The sequence below is a fragment of the Psychromonas sp. SP041 genome (assembly GCF_000470315.2).
GTDB lineage: Bacteria > Pseudomonadota > Gammaproteobacteria > Enterobacterales > Psychromonadaceae > Psychromonas.
Window position 1 is genome coordinate 17,905 of record NZ_CBRF02000015.1, and the last position, 26,202, is coordinate 44,106.

Here is a 26,202-nt window from a genome sequence, read left to right on the forward strand (position 1 = left end):
TTATTCAGATGGATGAAGGTAAGCATAAACAAATTCACTTAATTGCATTTCAGCAGCTGCTATATCTTTACCATCAAAATCAAGGCTAACGGCAACCAGTGTTGCGCCAGGTTGCCCTTGTAATGCAGATTTCACTTCAGCCAATTTAGCTATTTTTTTATCACTTGTTAGTACACCATTAATGACATACCAAGAAGCTATCATTCGATATCGATGAGAAGATTTTTTTAAAAGTAAAAAATTAGTTTCTTGTAGGTTTTGACTATTTAATAGGGCTAATTTTTTATCTTCAACTCGATCCCAAAACTGCTTATTAAAAAGATAATTTTCCACATAAATCATCTCACTTGCTTGTTCCTGTTTAATATAGTCAGCAAGATAAACTTGAAAGCCTAATGCGTCCTTAGTGTAATAAAAGAAGCGCTCTTTAGTAGCCCCTTGAGAATAAGGCTTCCAATTGGGGCTATAGCTTTTATCACTACTCACCATCTCATAGTTTTTTACATTAGGTATTGTTAATGCGTAGTTTTCGTCATATCGAGAAGGGATCCAATACGAAGCGCCAACGAATAAAACTAAAATAGAAAAAGTCGCTATAGTTTGAGGTTTATTACTTTTATTCACTGGGGAAGATGTAGCATCTAATGTTTCATTTGTTCGATTAGCAATGCTTTGATTCGTCTCTTTTTGAGAGTCATCAAAATAGGTGCGTGCGATATAAATAAGCGGCAATAAACAAATAGCAAAAACAATCCAACCGAAGGTTAGATGATCATGCACAATAAAGTGATTCATTTCAGTGTAAGTACCCACCACAATGATAATAATGATACGTAACCAATTGGCTATAATCGCAATAGCCAAACAAATGAACAAAAACCAAAGTGTTTTTTTAATACTTAATTTATTGAAATACCCAACGCAGAAAGCCAACAAAGCAGACACCATAAAGAAACCTAAACCAGAACAAGCAGGCTCAACATCAAACATCCCACCAGCGGTAGATAATCTAAAATGATCGCGATCTACGGCAATACCAATTAACTCAGGCCCCCACTGCCCTGCTTGTGTCGATAACTCTCGCAAAGGAAACTGTAAAACGTTCCAAACAGGTAAAATAAGTAGCAACATCAATAAAGGCACAAAGAAAGACTTAACAACACTCCAACCATAAAAACAGAAAATTAAAGACAGCATTGAACTGAAAAAAGCTAGCTGTTGTAACTGTTGAATGCTAGATAGTTGAGCAACTAATGCAATCAGGAGACTCGCCACTAAACAACATAAACCAAAACCGTATTGTTGTTTAGATAAAGCGATAGTAGTTAGATTTTTACGCTGTAAATAAAAGACATAGCAAACAACTAGAATGCCTAAAAAACCGTGGCTGTAAGGTCCATCACTATTCCATTCATCAAAAATGCTCAATAATACTGATACGTTAACCGTTGACAGTAAAATCAAAGAAGCAATAAATAAAAAATGTTCTGAAATACGCTTAAACAAAATACTATCCTTTTAGCCAATTAATGACTGTAATACTGCATCAAACTACATCAATATTTCTTTATAGACTGCGACTGTTCTTTCTGCGACACGCTCTGAATGGTATAAATCAAGCGCTAATTTTTTAGCTTTATCATGCATCTTTTTCGACAAGTCAGGGGTTGTTAAAATATCAGGTTAGAAGAAAAAATATTGTCATAAACACAAAACTAATGGATTAGATTAGTTATAAATTGGAAATATGATTCTATATTTTTTAACAGCAATGTCTAAGCTAAAGTCTTAAACATTGTGAATTTAATGATAAAAAGATATTATTTTCATCATAAACCAAATAAAAGGGGCTGTAGTACAGCTAACAAAAAATGCCTACACTGAAGTCTATAATTTTAAAACTTATTTTTAACCTTGGTATTTTTTCATTATTCCATTACATTCATCGCAAAAAGATCACTATTCTTTATGCCCATAGTATCGTAAAAAGCAGCGATATTAATTCAAGTTCATGGCAACCTCTTCGAGTTCAACATAACACCGATGAACTAACATTTACACTCTCAACGTTAAGCGAAAGATACCAATTTATATCTTTATCAACAGCCAATAAAATACTTAAAGAAGAAATAAAACCTATTAATAATGCGCTAGTAATCACTTTAGATGATGGGTATTTAAATAATATCAAAGCTGCAGGACCTATTTTTTCAAAGTTTAATATTCATCCGACTATTTTTGTTTCTTCTGAACATACAGAAAAAAATATCCCCTTTTGGTTCGATAGGCTAGATTATGCATTACAACAAATTAAAGAAGATGATTTTTCAACTCAAATTCTTGGTGAATCGTTTATGTTTGATTGTACTTCTCGTAAAAGGCTAACTACAAGTTATAGCGACTTTCGTCGTCGGATAAAATTGCAATTCAATGACGATAAAATAATGCGCAATTATTTAGATACATTATCAACATCGATAGAGATGCACACAGGTAAAGCCTTAAAAGACGTTATTAATGACGATATTTATGCACAAATAGCATCATGGAAAGAACTTAAAAGCGCGACTGAAAAATTTAATTTCGAAATAGGTAGCCATACAATTAACCATGCTCGTATAGGGCTACTAAATGAGAATGACATAGACGTTGAATTATCCCATTCAAAACGAACAATAGAATATAAATTACAGCTAGCCTGCAACACATTTTGCTACCCAGATAACAGTTGTAAAGATACAGCAGAAACCTTAGTAAAAAAATACTATCAATGTGCTTTAACCACAGAGCCTGGACTTAATAAAGTTGGTGATAACATGATACAATTCAAACGCATGAATCTCCCTACAGGTACAAATCAACATAAGATTTTGTATAAGATATCTGCACTTAGACTGTCTCTTCAAAATACTATTTTAGGATAATTATTGTTTTATGAAAATATGCATCGTTGCACATTATGCTTATGGGGCTTTAACTGGCGAAGATTCAGGGCATATTGGTGGAGTTGAAAGGCAAACCGCTTTATTAAGTGAATGGTTAGTTAATAATGGGCATGACGTCACAGTTATAACTTGGGATGAAGGAGGAGAAAAAGTTCAAGTCGTCAATAAAATAAAAATAATAAAACTATGTAATGTAAAAGATGGCTTTCCAATTTTACGATTTTTTACTCCACGCTGGAGCTCTTTAATTAAAGCACTGAAACAAGCGGATGCAGAGCTTTATTATCATAACTGTGCTGAATATGTAACAGGTCAGGTGGCATTTTGGGCAAAAACCAATAATAAAGCGTTTATTTATACTGTAGCAAGTGATGCTGATTGCGAGAAAAATTTTCCTAAATTACAAACTAAAAGAGATAGGTTTCTATTTTTATATGGGTTGAAAAATGCTAATCAAATTATATGTCAAACTTATAAACAATTAGAATTATTAAAAAATAATTTCCAATTAGACTCTAAAGTCATTCCAATGCCTTCAACCCCCCCAAAAGGTCAAGCAATCCCCGAGCAACAATTTTCAGCAAAGAAAATAATCTGGGTAGGAAGAATTCAACAAGTAAAGCGCATAGAATGGCTAATTGATATTGCAGAGGCTTTGCCTCATATTTCCTTTGAAGTTGTCGGCCCTGATAATCATAATGCTAAATATACCAATAATATTCTTCCAAGGGCTGATGCTCTAAAAAACATTAAGTTCCTAGGAAAAATAAGCCGAGAAAATATGCCAAGTGTTTATAAAGGAGCTTCAGCTTTATTAAACACATCTTTCTACGAAGGTTTCCCAAATACTTTTTTAGAAGCTTGGAGTTATGGGGTCCCAGTTATTAGCACAGTCGACCCAGATAATGTAATCACCAACAATAAACTGGGATTTTCATCCTCAGAACAACAGCAATTAATAGCTGCCATTAAAAACTTACTAGAAGATCAAAATTATTGGTTACAATGCTCTCAAAACAGCTACCAGTATTATTTAAAAAACCATGAAATGGAAATGGTACAAAAACAATTTGAAAAAGAATTTTTAAAGTTATCGTATAACGCAAGAACACAACAACACTTTAATGAAATGAGTATAAATTGGGCTGATTATTATAATCACGAAGGATCTTCTATATCCCATTTAGATTTACAAGTGAGATCTAAGTTTGCTAGTCAATATCTAGATTCAATACAATTATGCAAAGAAAATACATTAATAGACGTAGGATGCGGGACGGGCGATGCAACACGTATATTTCAGAAAATAACAGGAGCAAAAGTCCTAGCGGTTGATTTTGCTGAAGAAATGATAAACCACGCTAAAAATATAGACTCTCATAACATAAATTTCCAGGTCGCAGACGCAACATCTTTACCATTTGATAGCGAATCTGCAGAAGTACTTGTCTCCTTAGGTACAGTGGAATACATTCCACAATACCAAAGAGCATTTTCAGAATTTAACAGAGTAATAAAAATCGATGGTAAATTAATATTATCTGTACCAAACCAACACTCTATTTTCAGAAAACTACGAACTTTTGGTAAAAAAATTATCAGACCTATAAAGAGAATTTTCAGTACTTCAAACCACATCACTGAGCAAGAATATCATAAGCAATGGAAAGTGGATGAGTTGTTTAATGATTTAGAAAAAAACGGCTTTTTAATTCAAAATATCAACTACTTTAGTTACGGTTTTTTAAATCCTAAACTAGTTAATATGCATCTCAACATTTCATTATGTGAAAAGTTAAATGAAAAGCTAATACCACAAAGTTTCTTAGCTAAATATTTAGCTCATTCAACAATAGTTCTAGCAAATAAAATAGAAAAAAAGAGCCAGTAAATGGAAAAAATAAAAGTATTAATTGTCATTAGTAATATGGAATTTGGTGGTGCACAACGTCAGATCGTTGAATTAGTGAATAATGTAGATAGGAATAAATTTGAATTACACGTTTGTTCTTTATCTAATTACACTCCACTTACTGAACAATTCAAGCAAGGAACGTCTTTGCATATCATACATAAGAAGAGTAAGTTTGACTTTTCTGTCGTTTTTAAATTGACTAAATTAATCAGAAAGCAACGTTTTGATGTTATCCATAGTTATTTATTTGATGCTGAAATTGCATCACGATTGGCGGCCAAGCTTTCTAATACAGGAGTTGCAGTGATTGGCTCCGAAAGAAATGCCAATTATACTTTAAAACCAATACAGAAAAAGGCTTACTTTATTACCAAAAACTTAGTTTCAGATATTATAGCTAACTCTCAAAGTGGCGCAGATTATAATGCCAGTCAGACACAACAACCTAAAAATAAGTACCATGTGGTTTATAACGGGGTTGATACAACTAGATTTAATATAAGTGATAAAAAGCATATCAGAGAGAACTTAGGCATTGATATAAACACTAAATTAATAGGGATGTTTGCAAGCTTTAAACTACAAAAGAATCATCCTTTTTTAATTGCAGCTTTAGAACAACTAAAACAAAAAGGTAATCACTTTAAGCTGTTATTAGTTGGTGATATGTTACATGGAGGGTTACACGGTTCAGACGACTATACTGAGCGCGTTAAAAATGAAATTGCCAACTCGAGTTTTGCTGAAGATGTTATTTTTTTAGGCAATAAAGATAATATTGAAGAAATATACCCTGCGTGTGACTTTACTGTATTGCCATCACTGTTTGAAGGTACACCTAATGTAGTACTTGAATCAATGGCTTGTGGTATTCCATGCATTGCAACTAACGTATCAGATAATAACCGAATTATCGAACATGGGCATTCAGGTTATATTGTGGAGCTTGATGATATAAAAGCACTAACAGCCTATATGCATCAGCTTCTAAATGATCCAGTTCAGTTACAGGTTTTCTCTCAGAATGCGCGAAATGTTATGATTAATAAGTTCTCTTCAGTAAAACTAGCAGAAAACATGTGTAATATTTACAAAAATGCGATGTGCAGGTAATAAGTATGGAAAAGAAAAAAATTGCATTTTTTAAAATGGGAAGTTTTTCTCATACAAATAACAAAGTAAAAGACATTTTAATCAATAATTTCCCAGAATATGAACTAGAAGTTATTGATATATGGGAGGACTTGATTAATATCAAAAACCCTATGCTTTGGTTATCTTGTGCAAAAGATTATTTGATTCCTGATTTACTTAAAAGACGAACCTTTATAGATAGTGTTTACCGAACTGAGTTTTTCTTTAATTTAGTGAGAAAAAGAGCACATCAATTAATTCAAGAAAAAAAATATATTTTTACATTTCAAACTCAATCGTTTTTTGATGTAAGCTTTCCTGGTATTCCTAATTTCCTGTACACAGATCATACGCATTTAGCCAATAAATATTACCCCGCATTTAATCCTAATAAGCTTTATCCCAATAAGTGGATTGAGCTTGAAAAAAGTGTTTACACTAATGCAACTATCAATTTCACAATGAGTAACCATGTCTCTCGCTCTATGGCAGAACATTATAATTGTCCTCCACAACAAATAAAAAATGTATACGTAGGCAGCAACTCAAAAATAACTAAAAACAACTACAATGACTCACGTTATAACCGACAGAATATTTTATTTTTAGGGGTTGCATGGGAAAGAAAAGGAGGTCCTCAATTAGTTGAGGCATTTAAAATAGTAAGACGCAGTTTACCTAATGCTACATTAACAATTGTAGGATGTACTCCTAAAATAAACGTAGAAAATTGTACTATTGTAGGGCGTGTATCCTTAAATGAGGTGAATCAATTTTATAGCCAAGCAAGCGTATTTTGTTTACCAACCAGATTAGAGCCATTTGGTATTGTTTTTATTGAAGCCTTTAGCAATAAGTTACCTGTAATTGCTTCCAATATTGGCGCGATTCCGGACTTTGTTAGCGAAGGAAAAAGTGGATATACAGTTAACCCTGATGATATAAAGAGCCTTGCCTCTCGCCTTATCGAATTATTATCTTCCCCAGAAAAATGCAAACAGTATGGAGAAGCCGGTTACAGCTTAATTAAAGATAATTATACGTGGGAAAACACAGGTAAGATGATGCATGAAGAAATCATACATCATTTAAATAAGGTCAATTTGCGATAAAAGGGCAACTTTCCATCAATAAGTCTAAATCTATTTTTATTTCATCACCGTTCGCCTGATCAATTATATTACTTATTGTCGTTTCTCTTTCGACAATAAATGGACCAGAATAACGTTTATTTATTGATTGGTAGTAATCATAAAATTTAAATTGGGTATGAGGAACAAACCCATTAAAATTAACATGCACATTAGGTATATTATAACTATCAGCAATTATAATTCCATGCAATGAACTCGATGCAATATAATCACATTCATTAATATGGTGAATAACATTATCAACAGAATCCGCCACACTAATAATTTTAACATCATCAAGATGGTTCACTTGGGTCATTAACCATTCTTTAAAAAAGACATTTTTAGCTTCTGCATAATGAGCAATAACACCTAATTTATATTTTTTAGTCGCCGACACATTAAACAAACGTTTATGTAACAAAGCTGGATCACCATAAACCTCTGGGCATTTCAATCCTGACTTTATTAGCTCTTGCCTTGATAATGGTCCTCTTACTGCATGAATATCTAACGGCGGAGTAATAACTTTACTGCCCTCTGTAGCAAAACCAGCTCCCCAAACAAGCGTATTTTCATCAGCCCAATGTAAAATACTACCAACAACTAGATGACAAGGCTTATGATTTTTTTTAGGTATTTTATCTAAGCGAACAGCCTTTTTACCTGATATTTTTTCAATCAATACAGGGTTTAGATCATCACCAAAATTTTTAGGCTTAATACCAAATAATGCTAATTTACTTTTTCTTTGGAACCATTTCACATATATTTCTTTCATCGCACATTAGTACAGATAAATTTAAATTATCTGCATTCTCCTAGTTTATTCATTATTTGTATTAATTACTTTAATATTAAGAATTTCAGCTGCGTTTGGCAACCCAACTCCCGTATCTTTTATTTCCGATGAGAATTTATTTTCTACAGCACCTACGTCTATGCCACCTACAAACCTACTATTATTAGATATATCCTTATTTAAAGTAGTGCCAAAAACGTCTTCATATGCATCTAAATAACTTTGTATATCATAACCAGATGCAATTGCCGCTGAATCAGAAGAAAGTGCTTCATCGACTAACAAATCAGAAAAACCAGGGTTTTGATATAAGCATAACAAGCAATTAACATTATTTTCTTTTAATGAATTTGACTCTGAAAAAACTAAATTATTTTTAACCAAAACATCATTGCTAGTAGACTCTACAAACAAATCATTTCCAGCTTCATTGTTTCGGTTGAACAGTATGTTATTTAAGAACACATATTCACCCGATGCAGCTTCTATTCCTTTATCATAATTTATAATGGTATTATTGATTGCACCACCTGAAGACCCTCCTCGGAAATGAATAGCACTTCCACTATCATATAAGCCCCCAGCCCAATCTGTATCCCACTCAGGGTGCTGTATATTCTTAATTACATTACCAATTACCCAAGTGTTTAATGAACTATCTGTAGCAGCAATACCACCAGCACTATTAAAGACCTCATTATTTACAACCCAAGTATTAGAAGCTTTACTATGAATAATAACCCCGCCACCTGTTGAACTATTATTCTTGTGCCTAACAAAACCCCATATACGATTATTAATAATCAAAGTATCATCAGCAGCCTTAATATCAACACCATTTTCTAAATTTTCATAAAAATCATTATCGGCAATATAGACGCCCTGACTTCTTTCTCCATCATTTACTGTTGCATTACCTATTTGAACAGAATCACCACCAAGGTTATAGATCTCATTGTTTACAACCCAAATTCGGTCGGCATTTTTAGTCACTTTTACACCATGATAATCATTTTCAACACTTTCTCCAAGTGAAGGGTCTGAATCTATAAAACTTTTCCCATAACTATGTATAGTATTGTTATATATGATAATATCATGAAACCTTTGGTCTTTACGCCCCTCTACAGCAATAACTGCAGATGAACTATTTGCTACTTCACCTGTACCTTCAAAGAAGCTATTTCTTATTGTTGCATGATGTACATAGCTACTATTATTAGAACGGAATCCTAGTTTTTGTTTTATAAAATTTAAATTCTCTAAAATAATATATTGTCCTTTAACGATCATTTCACCAGAGATATTACCGAGCTCACTAGAAGATAGACCTCGTATCCAAATAGGTTTTTCAGGAGCCCCATTTGCATTAAATATGATTTGTCCTCCCCCGTTATAAGGGCCTCCGTGTATTTCAATATATGAACCAGCTTCATAAGTTATTTCAGGAATAGTACTACGTGGTTTGTCTGGGCTACCATAAGTATTATTAGAGTTTGTCGCATTAGAAGAACTAGAATCAATATAATATGCAGGTAAACCTGATTCATTAGCGACCTCCCATGATTCTGGTGCTTCACCTGATATAGGATTGACAACTTCTCCTGTTTCGCTTGTTCCCCAATTATCAATAGGATTTGGCACACCATTTGGTAATTCATACGCACAAACAGTAAAGCTTGTACTTACAAAAATAAAAGACATCATTTTTATGATGTTTAGACAATTAAGAACACGCATTATATTTATCCTTTTTAATATTTATATCGTATCTATTTGAGTAGCAGTGTCCAAACCACTACATATTCCCTAAATAATTTACTTAAAAACAAAATATTTACTTTTATACTTATCATTAGGGGTAATTAAATCACTTATCAAACCTTTATTTATTTTATCTCTTTCTAATTTAACTCTTAGCATTAAAAACATAGCAACCCACATTCCAACGGCGCCTTCCCGTGGGTAAAAAGTTTGGCTCCCCATCCCAGCAATTAAAAAAGCAAGTATTAAGGCTAAAGACATGCCACCAGTTACGACATAAATACGTTCAGTATTATCTCTATATAAATTCCATGAATATTTAACCATTAAAAAATAAAATATAAAAACAGGGAGGGCTCCAATAAAACCATTATCTTGCAACCACTGTAAATATAAATTATGAGGGTGAGGAAAAGTCTCACCAATTCCATGTTCGATCATAATTTTTTGTGTAATACCAATATTTTTCATTGCCTCTCGACCATAACCTAAAAAAGGTGCGCTCTTTATAGATTCCCATACAAGAGGCCAAGCAATTACTCGCCCTGACGTTACCGATTGAAGATCGACATCATCACTGGTAGAAAAATCAATTTGTTCATTTACAATCTCATTATCGGGCTGAGATACAATCCCTTGAGTCAACCGCTCAATAGCGGAAGGTGCTATAACTAAAACTAAGCCTAGTACTAAAGGTGCAAACCACAAATACTTTTTCCATTTAAATAAACAATAAACAACACCAAGTATTGCCCATGTTGCATAACCAGTTCTTCCTCCTGTCATTGCCATCGCTAATAATATGCTAATGCATGAAGGTATTATTATATAAAAATGAACTTTATTGCTAACAAATTCTTTCAAACAAAATACTAACCAAAATGCTCCACTCATCATCATTGACATATTCACACGATGATAACCAACACTTCGAGAAATAACCTTCAATGCTCGCCTTTGTAGCTGTTCACCACTCATACCTAATGAGCCAAATTTCATTGATTTAATCACTTGTAAAGCTAACAAAACAAACATTAAGGCAAGCATCACAACGGAAAAATTATATTGCTTTCGAGTCTTACAACCATCGAAAATAATTAAAGCAGGAAGCACCCATTTAAAACAATTAATTAAATATTCATTGATTGCAGAGACGCCAAGGTCATAAGAAACACCAAAAGTGGCATCTAACTCAAGCACTCCAGACGGGTCATTTAAGTATCGAATAACGCTTAATACAATAAAAAGGGCATAAAAAAACAATAAAAAATTCAAATGCTTAGGCATTTCCCAAGTTAGCTTTTCTTTTTTACGATTAACAAGCCAAGACATTACGACATTTAAAAATAAAAAATTCCAATGATTTAAACCAGGTACCCCTGCGATTGATTTTGGCGTATCAGGATGTTGAAAAATAGCCATTAATAACACTAGCCAACAAGCAGCCTTAAACCAGTTTTTCCAAGCAAAAGCAGATAAATACATAATAAGTAGTGTTAATAAAGTAATGCGAATCAATGGTTTTCTCCATTTTTTGACAAAATGTGTTCCACCAAAATAAAGATGAAAATACTTTTTGGTTTAAAATTCATGCTTAATTAAATCAGTTACAAAAAATTTTAAAAACACTTAATATTGATTTAAATAAAAAATATTAGATGTCGCATTAAAAATTAAAGTAACAAGGAAATATTTGTATTAAATCGATATTAATCAACAGAAATATAAGGTAAACCAGCATGCTAAAAACATGAAAAATAATATTCCTACATATCGATTTAACTTCCAATTATATACCACACTAAAGCCAATTTATTAACTTAAATGACTGAACGTTCAAACATCTACCTATCATAAAAATAAAAAATTACATCACAAAAAGCCCTAAAAAATTATTTGAGATAATTTCTCCTTAAAAAACATTAGAGATCACTTTTAATTTTTTGTTAATGTCGTCACTTTACAATAAAATTTCATCTTACTTACTAGTGGTTAATATAGGCTCTATTAATTAAAAACTTAATCAAATCAAATTTAGTTAAAATACAAATAGAATTTAAAAAAAATATAAGTAAAATTAATGAAAAATAAAAACCAGAAAGATATACAAATGAAATTCAGAAAAGATATCAATGGAATTAGAGCGATTGCAGTCATTGCAGTTGTTATTTTCCACTTTAATGCGGATTGGTTACCAGGAGGTTTTGCTGGTGTTGATGTTTTTTTTGTTATTTCAGGATTTTTGATGACTGGAATAATTTTTAGAGGGATTGAACACAAAAATTTTTCTCTCTTTAAATTTTATATTTCACGGGCAAATAGAATAATCCCAGCATTAGCATTTCTTTGTTTTGTTTTACTTATTTTTGGATGGTTTTACCTTACACCAATAGACTACAAAGCATTAGGGAAACATATAGTTAGTAGCTTAGGTTTTTTCTCTAATATCGTATATTGGCGAGAATCTGGATATTTTGATGCATCATCACATAGTAAGTGGTTAATACACACCTGGTCATTATCAACTGAATGGCAATTCTATATTATTTACCCAGTAGTACTTGTCATCATGCAAAAATTTATATCAATAGAACTTTTAAAGCGAACTGTTCTGATTGGGACTATATTAGGGCTCATTTTTTGTTCTATTGCTACATATAAATGGCCTGACCCCGCATATTATTTATTACCGACTAGAATATGGGAAATGACGATTGGAGGTCTGGCGTATCTCTACCCATTTTCACTGAAAGAACGAAATAAGAAATTGTTTGAAGCTATTGGCTTATTTTTAATAATTTTTTCATACATGTTTTTTTCTGATAAAAATTTTTGGCCTGGCTACCTATCTATTTTCCCTGTTATTGGCACATTTTGTATTATTCAAGCACAACGTAAAGTTAGCTTTGTAACAGGCAATTTTATATTTCAAAAGCTAGGGACTTGCTCATACTCTATTTATTTATGGCACTGGCCAATCACCGTTGCAATTTACACCTTTTCATTAGACGACATATATGTATTTTTAGGTATTGCACTTTCCATTTTATTAGGATCTCTAAGCTATAGATATATTGAAAAATTTAAATTTAAAAATGATTTTATTAAAATCAGTTCTTATTTAAGATCTAAACCAATATTAATGGTAGTAGGTATTAGCTTTATAAGTGGATTAATATTCATTTCTAATGGTGCTATTTTTCGACTATCTAAAAACTTACAAGAAATGAATAGAAGTGCAATATCTGCCATTGATGATTGGGACTATCCTAAATACAATTTAAAAATAGAGGGTACTGATGTTCGTTTTATTAAAGGCACGACAAAGAAAAACATACTATTTATTGGTGCTAGTCATATCGAACAAACTTATCCTTATTCTTCCTCTTCACAAAGTAAATATAATATATATTACGTAACCAAAAACGGATGTTTTTTAACAAAATCATATAAAAACCCACATTGGAGCTGTTCTAATATTCAGAACTATAAAAATATAATCAATACAATTAAGTTCGAGAAAATAGTTACCTCAATGTTTGCTTTTGATGGTTACCTATCAAAAAATTCGTCAATTAAAAAAGAACAAATTAAGCAAAGAATAATCGAATATAATGAGTTTTTATACTTTGCAAAAAGTAACTCAAATAAAGTTTTCATGATATTAGGTGAACCCAAAGGTTTAGAGTTTGATCCACTACAGTCGATTAGGCACAATTTAAGAAAGTTCATTACACAAGAAGAGGCTAGAGAAAATTATCAATTACATTATGATGCTTTAGGAAAACTAGATCAAATTAACAATATAAATATACTTGATCCCATTGATTACTTATGTGAAAAAGTTTGTAAGGTAATGGATAATAATTTTAATTATTACTACAAAGATTCAACCCATATGAGATCTCAATATGCAAAAAAAGCACTTAGTTATTTAGATAATATATTATTAGAATAGCTTTAAAAAATATTCTAATAACTCAGGAAGCCTTTAGGTTAAATTAATATTATTATCAATATTTAGAAGGTGTAAATATTTCAGTCCATTGCTTTTCAACTTCAGTTACAGAATAATTCTTGGTGCTTGTATAAGCATTTTGTGCAAATTGGTTAAATTCAACATCAACAGTAAAGAGGCTAATAAATGCCCTAGAAAAACCATCTGAACTAAGATCATCTATTAAATATCCATTGACGTTATTTACCAGCAAATCCGCTAAATCTCCAACGTTAGAGGTGATTGCAGGTAGCCCGCACATCATTGCTTGAATTAAGGCTTGAGATAGCCCCTCTGAATCTGAGGTAAGTACAAAACACTTAGACCTTTGTAACCATAGATGAACATTATCTTGCCAACCAACAAAATCAACATTTTGTTCAAGCCCTAATTTTTTTGCTAGCTCTTGTAACTTATCCTTATCTGGACCATCACCAACAATGACAGCTTTTAAACTAGATAGGCTCTTTTTAGCTAGCTGTATTGCCTCTAAAAATCGGTCTACTCTTTTCACTTCCGATAATCTGCCAATAAGGATTAAATCATATTTTTTTTCCACACTATCTAATGGCATAAAAAGATGATCATCAAAACCCCCAGGTACGATTTCAAATTGAGTGCTTACTCCTTTTTCTTTAAAGTATTTAATCGCACTTGTTCCCATTGAAACAACCAAGTCCATTTCATTCACTGACTTAAGTAGCATTTTTTCAATGAAATAATCGGTTTGCCCAATACGATTAAAGATTCGGTTTTCTGTTTCAATACCACCACCACGAACTTCCCTTGGACCGCCACCACAAATATAAACAGACTTTGCACCAATTAACTTAGCTAAAAAAACCACAAACAAACCATTAACCAAAATATGAAAACCGACTAATACATCTGGTCTTGTGGTTATTGCTACCCATGTAAAATAAACTAATCGAGCTCCAACCTGACCTAGCGCTTTTGATAACCATTGAGGAGCATAAGCACCTGATACCTTATTTAGTTCAGGAACAGGAACAGAAGCGACCATAGTTAAGCTAGAACAATTAGCAGCATTAGCCATTGGACGTAAATGCGTTATTAACCAATGATCAGAATAAAAAGTTCCTGTTGCTAATATTTTCACAGGTTGTATTGATTTTTTTTTGCTAGGTATAAGCTTAAAGATTTTAACTAAGCAATAATGAAAGATTAAAATCAATCTTAATAAGTATCGATAACAATGTTGAAAAAAATTAGCAGAACGTTTTGAGCTCATTTTAAATATCCATATTCGGGAAAATTAATGTTTCCCACTTAATTGAAATGCTTTGTCTACCAGAAGCATCTTTATCATTAATGACCCAATCAGTATATTTAACGCCATTTACAAATAATGATAATTGTTTAGGAGCATCTACATACCAAGTTAGACCATTTAAATCTTCGCCGCTATAAGCAGTTGTTAGGTGAATTTGGATATCACCAGAAACCTTTTTAACGGTAAACTCCAACTCATCAACGGTACGGTTATAACCTAATAAACGACGGGTTGTTGTTGTTAATATTTCCTTTCTTCTTTGAAAGTCAGCTAATAATTCAAATGATCTTCTCGTTTCATTGGAAAAGGGCAGCTCAACACTGAAGACCTTACCTAAGTGACTATAAAAAACACTACAACCCTCATTCTTGACCAAAGTAGATAACACTGATTCAGTTAACACATGGTGTATCCCACGAGCACTATCAAACATCGAGACACCACCCCACGAAGGGTTACAACGTAAAAACTCCAAGACAGGAGTGCCATCAATTAATGTAGTTTTTCTTAAAACTTTATTATTTTTATGCATTGCATATTTGCTACTGCCCAGACGAGCTAACCATCCTTTGATAAACTCCAATAAAATTGTTTTAATAGAGGCTTTGGCATGTTTAGCATTAAATAAACTTTTATAACTACGCTTTACATTTTGTGCAACACAACTTGTTACACGGCCTTTCCATATAAAAGGCAAAGCTCCTGTTTGAACAGTCAAATCCGTATGGTAAGCAGAAGCACCTTTAATTGCTCCTTGCCCTTCCATAATATCACTATCTAAGTTAGTAGGTGCTTGGGCATGATCAACCCATACTTCAATTTTACGTTCACCTTGCCTAATTTCAGACCAGTACAACTCTATTTTTTCACGCGAATCAACAAAATCTCCAAATGAATGTAAGCAATCAATATGTCCGGACTGAATAAGCTTTTGTATTTTTTTTCGCCCATCATCATCTGTATTAGAGTATGAAAAATTATGTTCGGGCATATCAAAGTAGATAGTGTTACCGACCTCAAGCCCAACACCTTTACCTAAAAGCGTTTCTTCAGTTGTATTTAAATAACGAGCAGTTTCAACATAAATCTTTTTATTCGGCGTTTCATCTAAATCACTGCAAATGGCTAACATTGCTTGATAAGGATAAGGGAATTTACGGAGAGAAACACTCATTAAGAATCGACCTTATTATGTAGTTTGATAAGTTTACAGGCCTGCATACATTTCTTTTTCATTTTTAAAGGCAACAAATAAATAAAGTAAATAATTGCGGTAATAAATCCTGCACTGACAGCAGATAGAAGTGCAGAGAAGTGTTCAGACTGATCAAAAAGAAATCGAGAATAAAACATTAATAAAAAGAATGGCAATGAATAAAGAATAGGTATTAAAATACTTTTTCTGCAATAAGAAAAGTAAGATAACTTTAGTTGAATACAAGTATAAACGGGAAGTAGAATCCCATAAACAAGTGTCATTGGAATAACAAATAATAAACCAGCGGTGCTTAATGCTAATCTATCTATTCCAGTAAAAGAAAGGCCGATTAAAAAGATCAACATTAAGCTTATCAATGCAATAACTGATATTTTCCCATGCTTATTCATTCCCATCAAAATGCGTATAGAACTATCTTGCCCCATGGATAAAATTAAACCAGCAGACAGAATCATCATTAATTCTTTGGTTGCATAATCTCCTCCCATCCATAGTGCAAGTATTTGATCGCCATAAATAAAAAGTCCACCTAAAGCAGGTATACAAAATGTAAAACTTAACTTGGTCGTATTAATAAATAATGCCTGTAAATCACTTGATTCATTGGCTCCTTGCATTGCTCCAGCTGTTGGCGTTAGCATTAAAGTAAACTTCGCCATAAATGTTTTTATGTGCTTGGTTAATGCCATTGGTCTTGCAAAAACAGCTAAAGCAGCAGGTCCAATTGAACTAACCAATAAAAGGCTAATTGTCTGCAGTAATATAATAGGGGGGACATTTGATAACATACTTTTTATGCCAAATTTTAACATTCTTTTACATGTCGAAAGGTTGGCTAAATTGATATTAAAAGTAAATTCTTTGCATATTTTTTTGACATAATAAAAACGTAATGACTCAAAAAATAAAGTTGAAATAAAATAACCTATTGCCATCCCTTCAATACTTAAATTAGTAAAGTAAAGAGCCACCATCATTAAGGCTAAAGATAATATACTAGCTCCAGCATGTAACACATTATGAATATCCCAACGATGGTAACCTGTTAACAACCCTCTAGCTGATCCTGCAAGCATTTGTATAGATAGGCTTAAACCAAGAAATAATATAACGCGCTGAGCAGTTTGGGTATTTTCTAGCAATGACTCAGAAAAATAATAAGGTAGGCAAAAATAAAAAATAATGGTTGTTGAGACAACTAAAAAAGCAATTATAATTTGAACAAAAATAACAGAATTAGCAACTTTATTTAATTCCATTATTTCATTAGCGGCTCGGTGCATGGCTATATATCGATTAAAACAAGCGCCCATTCCTAGGCCAACAAGAGTTAAATAACTAACAAAAGACCACCCAAAGTCCCAAATGCCAAGTAGATCTTGCCCTACTTTTTGATCGACTAGACGCGGCATAACAAAGCCAGAAAATATTAATATCAGTTGACTCGCCCAACTCACCATTAAATTCCAAGCAAAGCGACTCTGTCCAGTCAAGTCTTCGCTTTTTGGTTCTTTGTTAACATGACTCATTTCATTTATTCCAAATAACCCATTTTTTTATGATAAGGACCAGCTATTTCGTAAAACTTAGCTAACTCGGTATCACTTAATTGTGTTTTCCAACGATCATCAAGCTTAATCACTTCAGAGTCATCCAAACGCATTCCGTTACCAACAACATGATGTTCTACGGTTTTAAAATCTAAACGTTTTTTAATAGGATCTACGCCAATAAACTCAAAAATATTATCTAATGTTTGCTCAGTGTTGTTACAAATATCTTCGTAATGAACTTGTATCCACTTTTCTTTGGGCATGGTTGCTAATACCGCTTCTGTTTCCTGATTACAGCGAACCCATTCATGAGCACCTACTTCAATGCCTCGACCATGTTCTTGGGTTTTACCTGCTCCGCCACCACGCAATTTAGGGTTTTTAGCATCAGCGAATTCAGATGGATTTTTATAAGCTAATGAAACCCCTCTACCATCTCTTACTACCCAAATAACTTTGACGTCTAAGTTAGGGTTTTTTAATAGATATTTTAAGCGAATACCAATCTTAGACGAGTCAACAACCGTATCAACTTTGGCTTGTTCAGCAATAGAGCGAGCATAATCAGCATTACGCTTTTGTAAGTAAGGTAGTTGTTCGCGCCAAACAGGAGATAAATTTAATAATATATCGCGAATGAGTTCTACAAGAGGGCTACGCACTAAAGGCTTTAATAAGCGTAATACATAAGGAGAAGCTCCGACTCTAATATCAGTGCCAGCGTCTGATATGCAGAAATCATGGCCTTTAGCACTCATTTTATCGGTCACACCTTGCCAAAACCCACATTCTCCGACTAATGTTTTACAAGAGCAAAGGTAACTATCTCTATGCCCCAAGTTGGCAGCTTTCAACTCACCCACACTACAAAGGTCAGGGTGAGCACCTAACAACATGGCAGTCATGGTCGAACCTGAATGGCTGGCCGCAGCAAGATATACTAACTTTTGTTTTTTAAGCGTCATATTACTTCTTTATTATTTAATGGGCTTGAAGATTTCTTTCACCAACATGCCAATGAATAAGGTATTAGTGATTAAGTAACGTTTCCATAACCTACCTGGCTCTTGTAAAACTCTATATAACCACTCCATTCCCATTTTTTGCCATAGAAGCGGAGCACGCTTTACCTTACCAGCAAATACATCAAAAGAACCGCCAACGCCGTGGACGACAGGGACACGCATGATTTCTCCCCATTTAGCCATAAATTGTTCTTTTTTAGGGGAAGTAATGGCAACAAACAATACATCAGCATGACTTGCTGCAATACTTTCTGCAACGTCGACCTGTTGCTCTTCAGAGAAGTAACCATTCTGACGTCCGGCAATGATCACACCTGGGTAATGTTTATTAATTTGACGCTCTATTTCTTCTGATATTTCTTCCGTTGCTCCAAGGCAAAATACCCGATAACCTAATTTATCACCGCGCTCTAAAATACCATGCATAAGGTCGATACCAGTAACACGCTCAGGTAAGTTTTTATTAAGAATTTTACTAGCTAAAACTACAGAGCTGCCATCCGCCAAAATCAAATTAGATGACGCCACATCTTCGCCTAATGCGGGGTTTCTTTTCATATTGACTACTTTGGCCGCATTTAACATACCAACATGTAAAGACTGCTTAGAAGTGATGCATTCATTAACGACATCTAATGCTGCTGACATACCCATCGGGTGAATATCAATTCCGAACATTTTAATGGTATCTTGCTTAACTTTATATCGTTTGAAAGGTTGATTTGAAGAGTAATCTTGATCGGTCACTTAGCCTCTCCTTAGCATTGTGGTGATTATAGGCGCGTAACATAACAATAGTTTTTTAGGTTGTAAATGTTAGTATATTTTTATACCATTTTTTCCACATAAAAATATAAAAAACCAGCCTTAATAGGTATAAAAACGCTTTAACAGGAAGTACAAATGCAAAAAGTAAATTATTTAATTAGCTTAGATTATGAGCTTTTTTTTGGAAAAAATCCTGGCTCAGTAGAAAACTGCATGCTACATCCTACTAACCAACTCATTGACGTTTTAAATAAATATAACAGTAAAGTTTGTTTATTTGTCGACGCTGGTTTTCTCGTTAAATTAAAAGATTATTCATCTGACTTTCCTGAGTTGGCTGAACAACACCAAAAAATCCAAAAACAACTACTGACATTATCAAAAGCAGGGCATGATATACAATTACATATCCACCCGCATTGGTTTGATAGTACTTACGATGAAAACGGTTGGCAGATTAATACTGAACGTTATCGATTACATGACTTCTCAGTCTCTGAAATTAATGAAATAGTACGTTCATACAAGGCTGAATTGCAACACTGCACAGAACAACCTATTTTTGCCTATCGTGCAGGAGGATGGTGTTTACAGCCCTTTAACAAGATAAAAGAGGCATTATTAAATAATGGTATTTGGTTAGACAGCACCGTGTTTAATCAAGGTCATTCAACTGACCCTACTCGCCATTTTAACTTTAAAAATATGCCTCAATTACCTCACTGGCGATTTTCAACTGATCCTCTAGAATCCAATTCATCAGGTGAGTTTATTGAGCTGCCTATTAGTGCTTTTAAAACCTCGCCATTATTTTTCTGGAAACTTGCCTTTCATAAAAAGTTTTCAAGCCAACAATTTAAACCATTTGGTGACGGACAAGCAATGGTTGCCAACAATCAATATTATTTTGAGCGTCTAACGCAGAGTACTTACGGTCCAGTCATGATTGATGGTGCAAAAGCTGGGCAATTACAAAGCGCATTAGATAAACACATAAAAGAACAACAAGCAGATGCTGTTTTTAACATCATGGGGCACCCTAAAAGCCTCGTACCTTACTCTTTAACTAAGCTCGATCTTTTCTTAAAAAAGAACACTCAATTACACTGTAAAACATTCCAAGATTTAACATACTTACAAGATAAGAGGTATTGAGTCGCTTGATACAGCTGATATTTAACCTATTAATTATCAGCTGTATCAAGTTAAATAAAAACCTTAATTCAAAGGAGTTTAGCCATCTGAATTAAGGTTTCGAATAAAGATCTAATTTGATTTGTTAAAAAAGGATAGTTGTATATCCCCTTTCCATTATCTAATGTTTATTTAGAAACCTCAGACCAATGCTTTTGTATTTCTACATCATCAGGTGAAAGCTTTAGTGCTTTTTCTAAAAATAGCTTTGCTTCAGCAATTTTGCTGTTCTTAAACAATACCCAACCATACGTATCCAAAACAGCTGCATTATTAGGCGCAACTTTATAGGCTCTTGATGCAAACTCTTCAGCTTTAGGATCGTTATCTAATAAATATAACCAAGCAATATTATTAAGGCTTCTTAATTCATTAGGTACAATAGCAAGTACCTTTTCATAAGCTAGAACCGCTTCTTTGTTATCACCCTTAGCTTGTAAATACATTGCATCATTTAAGTTGGCATACACACTTGCTGGAGCTTGTAATAACCATTTTTCAAGAAATACCAGAGCTTTGTCTGCATCGCTTTCTTGATAAAGCTTATAAAGCTCAACAGCGACTTCTTCCTGTGTGTTTTTATCCCACTCAACTCTTAATAATTGCTCAGCTTTTTCAACATCTTTTTGGGCAAATGCAAGTTGCGATTTTAACAACACAACTTGATAAGTATCTGGTAGCATGGACTCTATTTGCTTTAACACTTTCTCAGCTTCTGCATATTGACCAGAAAGAGTTTCAATTGTTGCTAACCTCATTAAAAATAAAGGTTGTGTAGGCGTTAACTGTAATTGAGCTAACACTAAATCTCGCGCAATAGAGTAATGTTGAGATCTAATGACAGCAATGATTCTTTCATTACTTATTTGCTCTTGTAATTTTTCAGCTTTATCTTTTAATTCAACGGGTAAATTAGAAGCGGCTTTAATTAATTTATCAGCCTCTGTAAATTGTTTATTTTGGTATTGATAATCAGCTAATACCAAAGCTAAAATATTAGGGTTATGTTTACTTGATAAATAAGAAGCAACATTTAATGGGTCTTTATTTTGCTGTTTAAGGCTTATAACCGCACCGTAATATGCACGTAGTTCTTCTGGGTATAAATTAATTATTCGAGCATATTCGTTAAAGGCTTCATCCCATTTAAGTTGCAACTGTTTACTTTGTGCTAAACCAAAATAAGCTTGGGTATTATCGGCAGACACTTTAATTATCTCATTAAAATGTCGTTCAGCCACAGTGAACTGTTTTCTATACAAGTAATAATTAGCAAGCAATAAACGAGTGCCAATCGCATTACCTTCTTCCATTGCTTGTTTCTCTACAAACTCATCTGCTTTATTTAACTCTTTTAATTCAACGAGTTTTTTTAAATAAGCCGTCTGAAGTGATAAGTCCGCATTATGTTCAGATAAACCTTGCTCTAAGACAGCAAGCATCTGTGAATGATCTTCCGGTGATTTAGCACTAATGTAACTACTTTTTAATATCGTCAATTTAGACGAATCAGGAAACAACGTTTCAATGCGTTTCATTGATACATCAGCTTTATCAAATTTTTTCTCTGATATAGCAGCAATAGTATAAAGGGTTAACGTATCGAGGCGGTTTTCGTAATCAATTACATTGTCTAAAATAGCTAATACGTCATTGCTTTGATTCAATTTAAGCTGTGTCATCGCATAGATTTGCGTTAATTGAGGTGTATTTGTTTCAGGATCAATCATGCCAGAGAGATATTTCTCAGCACCATTAATATCACCTTCAGTATATAAAATAACACCTAACATCGTTGATGCTTTTTTATTATTAGCATCGATTTTAAGTATTTTATATAACTCAGCTTTTGCTAAAGCCGTTTGTTTTCTTTTGTAATACTGTTGAGCAGAGACATAATATTCATTAACAGTTGTTGCTGTTGGGAACTCATCACTTAAGATACGAGAATATAAAAGCGCTTCAGAACTACGGCCTTGTGAGGTTAATATTGAAGTAAGTGCTTTTAATATATTAATACGTTCCGGTGTAAAAATATCTGATGAAGGTACTACTGTTAAGGCAAAAGATAAGGTTTTTTCAGCATTTTCTATATCGCCTTTTTCCATCAATAAAAAACCTTTGAGGATTAACGCTTCAACATTCTTATCATCCGCTTGTACTGCTTTATCAAGTAATGCTAATGCATTTTCTTTTTCATTATTAGCAGCTGCAATTCTTGCTTCACCAATAAAACCTTCACTTTCAAAGTTAGTCACATTTTGTAATTCTTTAAAGCTAGCTAATGCGCTTATTTGATTATTTTCTAATAAAAATAACTTCGCTTGTAATAATTTAAATTGATTTTCATTTTTCGATAAAAGATCAGAATGTTCTGCAATTAATCGATTAGCAGAAATCGCTTTTTTACTACGTTGATATGTTTCTAGTAGCAATAAGTAATAGTCTGAATCTTTAGTACCTTCAAATTTATTTAAAATATCAATAGCTTGACCAGATTGACCTAATTTATTAAATGTTTTCGCTAAAAGCATATAGCCATCAAGGTGGTCAGGATAAAGTAAAACAGCATTATTAGCAGAGTTGAGCGCGGCTTTAAATTGACTTTGATCTAAGTAAGTCTGCGCTTGTTGTGTGTATTGCGATAATTCAGCAACATTACTCGTATCGCTATCCCCATTACAAGCCGTTAATAATAGAGAACTAGCCAATACTAATGAGTTGAAGATAATAGTCGTTTGTTTTTTCATGTTTTTCCCTTTTACGAAAGGTAGCTGAAAATAGTTTTATAATTATTGCATATCGTATTTTTTCATTAGGTCGTAAAGCGTTGGCCTAGTAATACCTAAAGATTTAGCAGCTGCACTAATGTTATTATCAGAAGCGATTAAAGCTTGCTTCAATGCACTCATTTCAGCATTTCGTCTAATTTCTTTTAAGTTTAATGGTGCAATATCTTCATTTACAAAACCTAAATCAAGCGCACTGATGTATTTTAAATCGCACATAATAGCTGCTCGTTTAATTTTGTTTTCCATTTCACGCACATTACCTGGCCAAGTATGTGTTTCAATACCATTAATTGCGTCTTCAGAAAAACCAATAATTTGTAATTTTTGTTTTTTGACATACTTATTGAGCAAATATTTAGCTAATAGTATTTTATCTGAACCACGTTCTCGTAAAGGCGGAATATCTATTTGTATTTCAGCAATACGATAAAAAAGATCTTCTCTAAATTCGCCTGTTTTAACTAACTTGTCTAAATCTTTATGCGTTGCACATATAATGCGCGTATCGATATTAATTTGATTTCGACCACCTACTCGTTCAATGACTCGCTCTTGCAAGAAACGCAATAATTTGGCTTGTAAATGTAATGGCATATCACCAATTTCATCAAGAAATAAGGTCCCTTTATGCGCCATTTCAATTTTACCAACTGTACTTTTTACTGCACCAGTAAAGGCCCCTTTTTCATATCCAAATAATTCGCTTTCAATTAAGTTTTCAGGAATAGCCGCACAATTAATGGCGATCATGTTGTTATCTTTACGTAAGCTAAGTTGGTGTAAAGAGTTCGCAATCACTTCTTTACCTGTACCACTTTCACCAATTAATAAACAAGATGCATCTGTTGGTGCAATTTTTTCGACCATTTTACAAATTTTAAGCATCTTCGTATCACTGGCAATCAAACCATTCAGCATAGATTCTTTTTGGGTATTAAGTTGGCGATTTTTTTCTTCTAAATGATAAATATGAAAAGCACGTTGAACAATTAAATCTAATGTATCAGCATCTACTGGTTTCGCGTAAAAGTCATAAGAACCTAACTTAACGGCTTTCATTGCATGCTCATTACCTTCGTTACCTGTCATGACAATAATTTTCATGTGTGGGCGTAAATGTAATGCTTGTTGTAACAATTCAAAACCTTCTGTAACACCATCTTCATCTGGTGGTAGGCCTAAGTCTTGAATCATTACTTTAGGTTCATGTAAGCGTATAGCAGAAATAGCTTCTTTTTGATTTGCAGCAATGACCACACTGTAGTCGGCAAAATGCCACTTTAATTGGGTTTGTAAACCCAAGTCATCTTCAACAATCAGTAATGTATCTGCTTTGTTATTTTTCAATCTTTAATCCTTAATGCCAGTATTTAGTACTTAAATTCAATTCTAGCTGTATAGCTTAATTCATCATAACTTGAATCGTCATCATCATCGGTTGATTGATCTTCATAGTCTGCTTGTAGTGATAAACTTAATTGAGGACGAATTAAATACCGCCCTCCAATCGTTGCATTTATAACCTGTTTATCGAAATCGGAAGTAATAGTCGATTCACTGTAATCTAAAGATATAAATGAACTGATTTTTTTAGTATTTTGAAAATTTAAAGAAACAGAGCCTCCCCAGCGCGGATCAGTCTCATCTGTCGTGACAGATGTTTCTTGTTGATAATATAACGTATTACTATTACTTAAACGGTTAGTAATAGTGAATCTATGTTGCAAGTCCACTCTATCTATCCATAATATTTCATTATCATCAAATGTTTCATCTTCGTTATCAAGGTTATCAGTCCCTAAGCCTAAAGAAGAATCACTCAACTCTCGTTGTGCATTCACAGACAAATTATGACGATTAAACTGATAAGCGTAAGATAGCTTAAATATCCCGCCTTCTTCATGGCCATCATCTAATATTACACGGCTATAACCTAATAATATTAAATAAGTTCCAGCAAGTAGATCTCCATTAACAGAGGCATCGACGGTTACTTCTTGATAGTCAAATCCTGTATTTTTATAATCAATATCACTTAAATTAGTTGATAATTCAAAGCGTGCTTTAGGCGTTAATTTATTATACCAAGTAACACCAACACCGTTTCTATCAGTCTCTTCATCTTCGTCATCACTATAACGTGTAGCGGTATAATCGTAACTTAACGAAAAACCAGCTCGACGAGAATAAGGGATATTCCAAACAGGATTAATAGTAAACACATCTCTGCTTCCACTATTATCTGGATTATCCACGCCAGATTGGTCGAGTAAATATTGGCGCCTAAAATGGTTTAAATTGAGTAAAACATTAGGGCTGAATATTTCTTGTGTAATACTTAAGCTCCCCGAAATATCACTATCATCATCGAGTTCATCTCCATTAGACGTTGAGTAATACACTGAATAATCTAACGCAGTAAAATTAGTGGCGGTTTGATTAAAATAACCAACGCCAATATCAGCACGTTGCTCAAACCCAGATTGCTCATTATCAGAGGATTGATTGATATTATTACTTTGAGTATGTTCAAGACCTAATGAGATATAACTTTCACTCACAGAGCCTGGTAAATCATTAGCAATAGCAATGCTTGGTAATAAAATTACCAAGCCCGTTTCTATAAATTTAAAACACTGTTTTTTTAATTTCATATTCACACTATTA

Annotated in this window: 18 protein-coding genes; 6 read left to right on the plus strand and 12 right to left on the minus strand. The window is 33.2% G+C overall.

Annotated elements, in window-relative coordinates:
* Nucleotides 1-1,506: an EpsI domain-containing exosortase gene (locus SP041_RS09940; RefSeq protein ID WP_025566075.1), complete on the minus strand. Its 1,506-nt coding sequence runs from the start codon at nt 1,504-1,506 to the stop codon at nt 1-3.
* A gap of 365 nt (nt 1,507-1,871) precedes the next feature.
* Between SP041_RS09940 and SP041_RS09945 the strand changes: the two genes are divergently transcribed.
* The 4 genes from SP041_RS09945 to SP041_RS09960 are packed head-to-tail and all read left to right on the plus strand — an operon-like array spanning nt 1,872 to nt 7,106.
* Nucleotides 1,872-2,924, plus strand: a complete 1,053-nt coding sequence (locus SP041_RS09945; protein WP_025566076.1) for a polysaccharide deacetylase family protein — start codon at nt 1,872-1,874, stop codon at nt 2,922-2,924.
* Nucleotides 2,925-2,934: 10 nt separating this feature from the next.
* Entirely contained in the window at nt 2,935-4,836 is a 1,902-nt protein-coding gene (locus tag SP041_RS09950; protein WP_025566077.1) for a methyltransferase domain-containing protein, read from the plus strand.
* On the plus strand, nt 4,837-5,973 hold the full coding sequence (locus SP041_RS09955; RefSeq protein WP_025566078.1) for a glycosyltransferase: 1,137 nt from the start codon (nt 4,837-4,839) through the stop codon (nt 5,971-5,973).
* Between the two features lie 5 nt (nt 5,974-5,978).
* Nucleotides 5,979-7,106 (plus strand): glycosyltransferase family 4 protein, encoded by a 1,128-nt coding sequence (locus SP041_RS09960; RefSeq protein WP_025566079.1) that lies wholly within the window; start codon nt 5,979-5,981, stop codon nt 7,104-7,106.
* Here SP041_RS09960 and SP041_RS09965 read toward each other — a convergent pair.
* The 3 genes from SP041_RS09965 to SP041_RS09975 form a co-directional block, all read right to left on the minus strand.
* Nucleotides 7,093-7,908 carry a polysaccharide pyruvyl transferase family protein gene (locus tag SP041_RS09965; protein ID WP_081695454.1) on the minus strand — a complete coding sequence of 272 codons (816 nt, stop codon included), beginning with the start codon at nt 7,906-7,908 and terminating at the stop codon, nt 7,093-7,095. The genes SP041_RS09960 and SP041_RS09965 overlap by 14 nt on opposite strands.
* A gap of 45 nt (nt 7,909-7,953) precedes the next feature.
* A complete protein-coding gene (locus SP041_RS09970; RefSeq protein ID WP_025566081.1) occupies nt 7,954-9,669 on the minus strand; it encodes a right-handed parallel beta-helix repeat-containing protein in 1,716 nt (571 codons plus the stop codon).
* 78 nt (nt 9,670-9,747) lie between these two features.
* Nucleotides 9,748-11,115 (minus strand): O-antigen ligase family protein, encoded by a 1,368-nt coding sequence (locus tag SP041_RS09975; RefSeq protein ID WP_240791448.1) that lies wholly within the window; start codon nt 11,113-11,115, stop codon nt 9,748-9,750.
* A gap of 658 nt (nt 11,116-11,773) precedes the next feature.
* On the opposite strand from SP041_RS09975, the gene SP041_RS09980 reads away from it, so the two are divergent.
* Nucleotides 11,774-13,651, plus strand: a complete 1,878-nt coding sequence (locus tag SP041_RS09980) for an acyltransferase family protein (protein ID WP_240791449.1) — start codon at nt 11,774-11,776, stop codon at nt 13,649-13,651.
* A gap of 55 nt (nt 13,652-13,706) precedes the next feature.
* Here SP041_RS09980 and SP041_RS09985 read toward each other — a convergent pair whose 3' ends face one another.
* The 5 genes from SP041_RS09985 to SP041_RS10005 are packed head-to-tail and all read right to left on the minus strand — an operon-like array spanning nt 13,707 to nt 19,528.
* Entirely contained in the window at nt 13,707-14,942 is a 1,236-nt protein-coding gene (locus SP041_RS09985; protein ID WP_025566084.1) for a glycosyltransferase, read from the minus strand.
* A 1-nt stretch (nt 14,943) separates the two neighbouring features.
* Nucleotides 14,944-16,158: a hypothetical protein gene (locus SP041_RS09990; protein ID WP_137297671.1), complete on the minus strand. Its 1,215-nt coding sequence runs from the start codon at nt 16,156-16,158 to the stop codon at nt 14,944-14,946.
* Nucleotides 16,158-17,732: an MATE family efflux transporter gene (locus SP041_RS09995; RefSeq protein WP_137297672.1), complete on the minus strand. Its 1,575-nt coding sequence runs from the start codon at nt 17,730-17,732 to the stop codon at nt 16,158-16,160. The genes SP041_RS09990 and SP041_RS09995 overlap by 1 nt, the downstream gene beginning before the upstream one ends.
* Before the next feature lie 5 nt (nt 17,733-17,737).
* The gene (locus SP041_RS10000; RefSeq protein ID WP_137297673.1) at nt 17,738-18,721 is read right to left on the minus strand and encodes a sulfotransferase; all 984 of its coding nucleotides are present in this window, start codon (nt 18,719-18,721) and stop codon (nt 17,738-17,740) included.
* 12 nt (nt 18,722-18,733) lie between these two features.
* Nucleotides 18,734-19,528: a WecB/TagA/CpsF family glycosyltransferase gene (locus SP041_RS10005; protein ID WP_240791450.1), complete on the minus strand. Its 795-nt coding sequence runs from the start codon at nt 19,526-19,528 to the stop codon at nt 18,734-18,736.
* 156 nt (nt 19,529-19,684) lie between these two features.
* On the opposite strand from SP041_RS10005, the gene SP041_RS10010 reads away from it, so the two are divergent.
* A complete protein-coding gene (locus tag SP041_RS10010; RefSeq protein WP_137297674.1) occupies nt 19,685-20,704 on the plus strand; it encodes a hypothetical protein in 1,020 nt (339 codons plus the stop codon).
* 167 nt (nt 20,705-20,871) lie between these two features.
* On the opposite strand, the gene SP041_RS10015 is transcribed toward SP041_RS10010, so the two are convergent.
* The 3 genes from SP041_RS10015 to SP041_RS10025 are packed head-to-tail and all read right to left on the minus strand — an operon-like array spanning nt 20,872 to nt 26,189.
* Nucleotides 20,872-23,493, minus strand: coding sequence for a tetratricopeptide repeat protein (locus SP041_RS10015; RefSeq protein ID WP_137297675.1), 2,622 nt, complete (start codon nt 23,491-23,493; stop codon nt 20,872-20,874).
* Nucleotides 23,494-23,535: 42 nt separating this feature from the next.
* Complete coding sequence (gene prsR / locus SP041_RS10020; RefSeq protein WP_137297676.1) at nt 23,536-24,882, minus strand: PEP-CTERM-box response regulator transcription factor; 1,347 nt, start codon at nt 24,880-24,882, stop codon at nt 23,536-23,538.
* A gap of 23 nt (nt 24,883-24,905) precedes the next feature.
* Entirely contained in the window at nt 24,906-26,189 is a 1,284-nt protein-coding gene (locus SP041_RS10025; RefSeq protein ID WP_137297677.1) for a hypothetical protein, read from the minus strand.
* Between the last annotated feature and the right edge of the window lie 13 nt (nt 26,190-26,202).